The sequence below is a fragment of the Rhodococcus oryzae genome, from assembly GCF_005049235.1.
In the GTDB taxonomy this organism is placed as follows: domain Bacteria; phylum Actinomycetota; class Actinomycetes; order Mycobacteriales; family Mycobacteriaceae; genus Rhodococcus_G; species Rhodococcus_G oryzae.
In genome coordinates, this window is record NZ_SUMD01000024.1 from 1 (window position 1) to 5,970 (window position 5,970).

General features: G+C 67.4%; 4 protein-coding genes. 1 reads left to right on the forward strand and 3 read right to left on the reverse strand.

Annotated features, from left to right (window positions below):
- The 3 genes from pdxS to FCG67_RS24795 form a co-directional block, all read right to left on the reverse strand.
- Positions 1–904, reverse strand: a 904-nt coding sequence (gene pdxS / locus FCG67_RS24785; RefSeq protein ID WP_136912229.1) for a pyridoxal 5'-phosphate synthase lyase subunit PdxS, incomplete at its 3' end; no start/stop codon positions are given.
- A gap of 128 nt (positions 905–1,032) precedes the next feature.
- Positions 1,033–2,421 carry an aspartate aminotransferase family protein gene (locus FCG67_RS24790; RefSeq protein WP_136912230.1) on the reverse strand — a complete coding sequence of 463 codons (1,389 nt, stop codon included), beginning with the start codon at positions 2,419–2,421 and terminating at the stop codon, positions 1,033–1,035.
- Between the two features lie 20 nt (positions 2,422–2,441).
- Complete coding sequence (locus tag FCG67_RS24795) at positions 2,442–3,950, reverse strand: CoA-acylating methylmalonate-semialdehyde dehydrogenase (protein ID WP_136912231.1); 1,509 nt, start codon at positions 3,948–3,950, stop codon at positions 2,442–2,444.
- Positions 3,951–4,084: 134 nt separating this feature from the next.
- On the opposite strand from FCG67_RS24795, the gene FCG67_RS24800 reads away from it, so the two are divergent.
- Entirely contained in the window at positions 4,085–5,710 is a 1,626-nt protein-coding gene (locus FCG67_RS24800; RefSeq protein WP_136912232.1) for a PucR family transcriptional regulator, read from the forward strand.
- Positions 5,711–5,970 lie beyond the last annotated feature (260 nt).

A 5,970-nucleotide genomic window follows, 5' to 3' on the forward strand; every position in this document is an offset into this window, starting at 1 on the left:
ACCAGCCGCGCTCGGCGAGGCGGTGCGCGACCGGCAGATCGTCGACGTTGATGCCGACCATCGCCTCACCCAGACCGCGGGAGACCTTCGCCAGCACATCCGGGTCGTCGAAGAAGGTGGTGGCCTTGACGATCGCGGCCGCACGCTCGGCCGGGTTGCCGGACTTGAAGATGCCCGAACCGACGAACACACCCTCCGCGCCCAGCTGCATCATCATCGCCGCATCGGCCGGGGTGGCGATGCCGCCAGCGGTGAACATCGTGACGGGCAGCTTGCCCTCCTTGGCCACCTCGACCACCAGGTCGTACGGCGCCTGCAGCTCCTTCGCCGCCACGTACAGCTCGTCCTCGCTCAGCGAACCGAGACGACGGATCTCACCGAGGATGGTGCGCATGTGCGTGGTGGCGTTGGAGACATCGCCCGTGCCTGCCTCGCCCTTCGAGCGGATCATGGCCGCGCCCTCGGTGATTCGACGCAGCGCCTCACCCAGGTTGGTGGCACCACACACGAACGGCACGGTGAACTTCCACTTGTCGATGTGGTTGGCGTAGTCCGCCGGGGTCAGCACCTCGGACTCGTCGATGTAGTCGACACCGAGGGACTGCAGGATCTGAGCCTCCACGAAGTGGCCGATCCGGGCCTTGGCCATCACCGGGATGGACACCGCGGAGATGATGCCGTCGATCATGTCCGGATCGCTCATCCGGGACACGCCGCCCTGCGCGCGGATGTCCGCGGGCACACGCTCGAGGGCCATGACCGCCACCGCACCCGCATCCTCGGCGATCTTCGCCTGCTCTGCATTGACGACGTCCATGATGACCCCGCCCTTGAGCATCTCGGCCATGCCGCGCTTGACGCGGGCCGTGCCGGTGGATGTTCCGGCCGATTCAGTGTCGAGCATTCTGTATTCCTCTGGGAGACTTCACCTCTGACTACGAGGTGATGATGGGCGGCGTGCCCGGGCCAGCCGGGGGCCGGAAACGACGATCCGCCCCATGGGCGCCGTTGACCATGGGGCGGATCGATTACTCAGTGCGCGGTGTGCGCATCCGCGACCGAGAGCGCGGTGTCGAGGATCGCGAGGCCCTCGCGGACCTCGGCGTCGGTGACGGTGCACGGCGGCACCGCGTGGATCCGATTGAAGTTCGCGAACGGCAGCAGTCCGGCGGACTTGCATGCCGCGATGACCTCGTTCATCGCCGGGCTGGAGGCGCCGTACGGGGCGAGCGGCTCCCTCGTCTGACGATCAGTGACGAGTTCGATCGCCCAGAACACGCCGAGACCGCGGACATCACCGATCGACGGGTGCCGCTGGGCGAGTTCGCGCAGCCCGGGACCGAGGATCTCGTTGCCGATCCGCGCCGCGTTCTCGACGATCTTCTCCTCCTCCATCGCGTTGATGGTGGCGACAGCGGCGGCGGTGGCCAGCGGATGGCCCGAGTACGTCAGGCCGCCGGGGTACGCCCGGTTGGCGAACGTCGCCGCGATCTCGGCGTTGATCGCGACGCCGCCCAGCGGGACGTAGCCGGAGTTGACGCCCTTGGCGAAGGTGATCAGGTCCGGCACCACGTCGAAGTGATCGATCGCGAACCACTTTCCGGTCCGCCCGAAGCCTGCCATCACCTCGTCGGCGATGAACACGATGCCGTGGCGGTCGCAGATCTCCCTGACCCCGGCCATGTAGCCGGGCGGGGGAACCATGATGCCCGCGGTGCCGGGCACCGATTCGAGGATGATGGCCGCGATCGTGCTCGGCCCCTCCATCGCGACCAGCTGGTCGAGGTGCGCGAGCGCACGCTCGGTCTCCTGCGCCTCGTCGGCCGAGTGGAACTGCGAGCGGTAGAGGAAGGGACCGTTGAAATGCACGATGCCGCTGTTGCCGCGGTCATTGGGCCAGCGGCGCGGGTCGCCGGTCAGGTTGATCGCGGTGTCGGTGCCGCCGTGATACGACCGGTACCGCGAGAGCACCTTGTAGCGGCCGGTGTGCAGGCGGGCCATCCGCACAGCGTGCTCGACGGCATCCGCGCCGCCGTTGGTGAAGAACACCTTGTTCAGATCGCCAGGAGTCCGCTCGGCGATCAGCCGGGCGGCCTCGGAACGAGCGTCGTTGACATACTGCGGCGCGATGGTGCACAGCTTTGCCGCCTGCGCTTGCACGGCCGCGACGACGGTCGGATGCTGATGTCCGATGTTGGTGTTCACCAACTGAGAAGAGAAGTCCAGCAGTCGGGTTCCGCTGCCGTCCCACACGTATGACCCCTCGGCGGCGAGGATCGTCATCGGGGTGATCTGCTCCTGCGCCGACCACGAATGGAACACGTGCGCACGATCGAGCGCGAATGCCCGCTCGCCCTCGGCACGGGCCTCGTCGATGGACTGACCGGTGGGCAGGAGGGTCTGGTGCGTTGTTGTCGTCATGGTGTGGAAGTCCTCTCCGCTCAGTTGTTCTGGGGGAAGCCGAGGTTGATGCCACCGTGGCTGGGGTCGAGCCACCGGCTGGTGACGACCTTGCCCCGAGTGAAGAAGTGCACGCCCTCTGCACCGTGCGCGTGGGTGTCGCCGAACAGCGAGTTCTTCCATCCGCCGAAGCTGTAGTACGCCGTGGGGACGGGGATGGGGACATTGATCCCGACCATCCCGACCTCCACCTCGTTCTGGAAGCGGCGAGCGGCGCCGCCGTCGTTGGTGAAGATCGCCGTGCCGTTCCCGAACGGGCCGGAGTTGATGAGGTCCAGCGCCTCCTCGTACGAGTCGACACGAACGACGGACAGGACCGGCCCGAAGATCTCGTCGGTGTACACGGACATGTCGGTGGTGACGTTGTCGATGAGGGTGGGGCCGAGCCAGAACCCGTCGGAACCGCCGTCGGCCCGTACGTCGCGGCCGTCGACGACGATCGTCGCGCCCGCCGCCTCCCCCGCGTCTACGTACGAGGCGACCTTGTCGCGGTGCGCCTTCGTCACCAGCGGACCCATGTCCGAATCCTTCGTGCCGTCGCCGGTCTTGAGGCCCCTGGTGCGCTCGGCGATCTTCCCGACCAGTTCGTCGGCGATGTCCCCCACCGCGACGAGCGCACTGATCGCCATGCAGCGTTCGCCTGCGGACCCGAAGCCGGCGTTGACCATTGCGTCTGCCGCCAGGTCCAGGTCGGCATCCGGCAGGACGATGGCGTGGTTCTTCGCCCCACCCAGCGCCTGCACCCGCTTGCCGTGGGCGGTGCCGGTGGCGTACACGTACTGGGCGATCGGGGTGGACCCGACGAAGGAGATCGCCTTGATCGCCGGGTTCGTCAGCAGTTCGTCGACGGCGGTCTTGTCGCCCTGGAGCACGTTGAACACGCCGGCGGGCAGGCCGGCCTCGGCCCACAGTTCGGCCATCCAGATCGCCGCGCTCGGATCCTTCTCGGACGGCTTGAGGATGACGGTGTTACCTGCGGCGATGGCGACCGGGAAGAACCACATCGGGACCATGGCGGGGAAGTTGAACGGGGAGATGATCCCGACCGGGCCGACGGGCTGACGGATGGAGGCGACATCGACGTTGGTGGAGGCGTTCTCGGTCATCCCGCCCTTGAGCAGATGCGCGATCCCGCATGCGAACTCGACCACCTCCTGGCCCCGGGAGACCTCGCCGAGTGCGTCCGAGAGCACCTTGCCGTGCTCGGCGGTGATGATCGCGGCGAGCTCCTCCTTGCGCTCGTTCAGCAACTCGCGGAACTTGAAGATGACGGTGGTGCGCTTCGCGATGGAGCTGTCCCGCCAGGCCGGGAATGCCGCGGTGGCGGCGGCGATCACGGCCCGCGCGTCCTCGACACTGGCCAGCGCGACCGCACCGCTGACGGCGCCCGTTGCGGGGTTGGTCACCGGTGCGGTGTTGCCGCTCGTGCCGGCGAAGCCCTTACCGTCGGACCAGTGCGAGATCGTCCGAACACCATCGCTGAGAGTCATGAAGAGAACGTCCTTGTCGAGTGAGCCGATGCGCGACCGTCCGTCGCGTGTGAGACCTCCACTCTGAGTCCGGCGACGGCTCGGCCAGCCCTACATACTGTAAGAGAATCCGCCTTCTGCTTTACACTTCGTCAATGCTGCCGACCGTCATCGACATTCTCGCGCTCCCCGTCATCCAGGCCGGTGAGCCGGAAGTGATCGGCGGCGGCACCCTCGACCGACCCGTCCGATGGGTACACGTCAGTGACCTGCCCGACCTGTCGAACCTGCTCCAGGGCGGCGAACTCGTCCTCACGACCGGGCTCCCGCTCACCCACGATCCGGTGAGCTACCTCGAAGGTCTGGCGGCCGCAGGGGCGACCGGGCTGGTGATCGAACTCGGCGTCCATGTCGAATCGGTGCCGGCAGAGGTGCCCGAGACCGCCGACCGGCTCGCGCTGCCCGTGATCGCGCTGCACCGTCAGGTCCGATTCGTCGAGGTCACCGAGGAGGTGCATCGCTCCATCGTCGCGGAGCAGTACGCCGAGGTCGCCTTTGCGCGGCAGGCGCACGAGATCTTCACCGACCTGAGCATGAAACGGGCTCCCCTGAGCGAGATAGTCGACGCCGCGGCGAGCATGCTCGACACCCCGATCGTCCTCGAGGACCTCACCCGACAGGTGCTCGCGTTCGCCTCGCACGGCGCCCCGACGGCCGAATTGCTCTCGGACTGGGAACGCCGGTCACGGCTCACTCCGATGTCGCATCAGACGGCGGTCGGCGGATCGGAGGCGTGGACCACGACCCCGGTCGGCGCCCACCGCCAGGAATGGGGCCGACTCGTCGCGCCGCTCCCGAACACGGCCGAGGCGCGGACGCGCATGACCCTCGAACGTGCCGCCCAGGCACTCGCACTGCACCGGATGGTCGAGCAGGAGGGAACCGCGCTCGAGCAGCAAGCGCAGAGCGGCCTCGTCGACGAGCTCCGCCGAGGTCGCATCGAGGACGAGGCGGAGGCAACCGCACGCGCTTACGCCCTGGGCATGCGGCCGGGCCTGACCTACCTCCCTATGACCGTGCGGGTCAGCGAAACAGCCAGTGGCGACCAGGTTTTCGCACAACGGCGCCGGGTACGCATGCTCGATGCCATCCGCCACGCGATCCGCGCCTCACGCAACACCGCCCTCGCCTCGAATCCTCAGCACGGAAGGATCGACCTGCTGCTCTCGCGCCCGCCCGGCAGTTCCACCACAGACATCCTGCAGGCAGTCTGCACCGAGATCCGCTCCGCGCTGGGCAGGATCGACGGCGTCAGCCGGTGCACCATCGGCGCGGGGCCGGAATCGACCCGCCTGCTGGATGCCGCGGTCGGGCTCACAGAATCCGCGCACATCGCGGACGTTGCCCAGTCACTGCCCCTGGACGACAAGCTGTTTCACCGCTCCTCGGATATCCGGCTGCGCGGACTGGTCGCCCTCCTCCGCACCGACCCGCGCGTGCAGGCCTTTGCCGAAACCGAGCTCCGGGGCCTCCTCGAACACGCGGCGCGACACGATGACGACTCCTTCCACGTGCTCCGCAACTTCCTGGCACTCGGCGGCAACAAGACCGAGCTGGCCAAGCGGCTGCACCTGTCACGGCCGACGCTCTACTCCAAGCTGGCCGCCATCGAGCGCCTCCTCGGCGTCGACCTCGACGACGCCGAGTCCCGCACCTCGCTGCACACCGCCGTGCTGATTCTCGACAGTCGCGCGGGCGCACCGGCCAACGAGGCCCCCTGACGCACACCCCGCCCCGACAGGGCAGCCAGATCGATACTGATCTTTCATCAAGTTGATCGACCGATAGCTGCTAGATCAACAAGTGTTGTGGGCAATATTTGTTCATGAGGGGTGACAGCGACCACTTCTGTCGCTATGGTGACTGAACTCGCACGGAACGAGTGACCTCCCCAAACACCGCGGGCCGCGGCAGTCCCGCTCACATCAAAAGGTTGTACCCATGACCACATCGATCCCGACCGCCCCACGGCAGCAGCTCT

Coding starts and splice junctions, on each gene's coding strand:
- FCG67_RS24790 (WP_136912230.1), bottom strand. CDS start 2,421: ATGACGACAACAACGCACCAGACCCTCCTGCCCACCGGTCAGTCCATC.
- FCG67_RS24800 (WP_136912232.1), top strand. CDS start 4,085: ATGCTGCCGACCGTCATCGACATTCTCGCGCTCCCCGTCATCCAGGCC.
- FCG67_RS24795 (WP_136912231.1), bottom strand. CDS start 3,950: ATGACTCTCAGCGATGGTGTTCGGACGATCTCGCACTGGTCCGACGGT.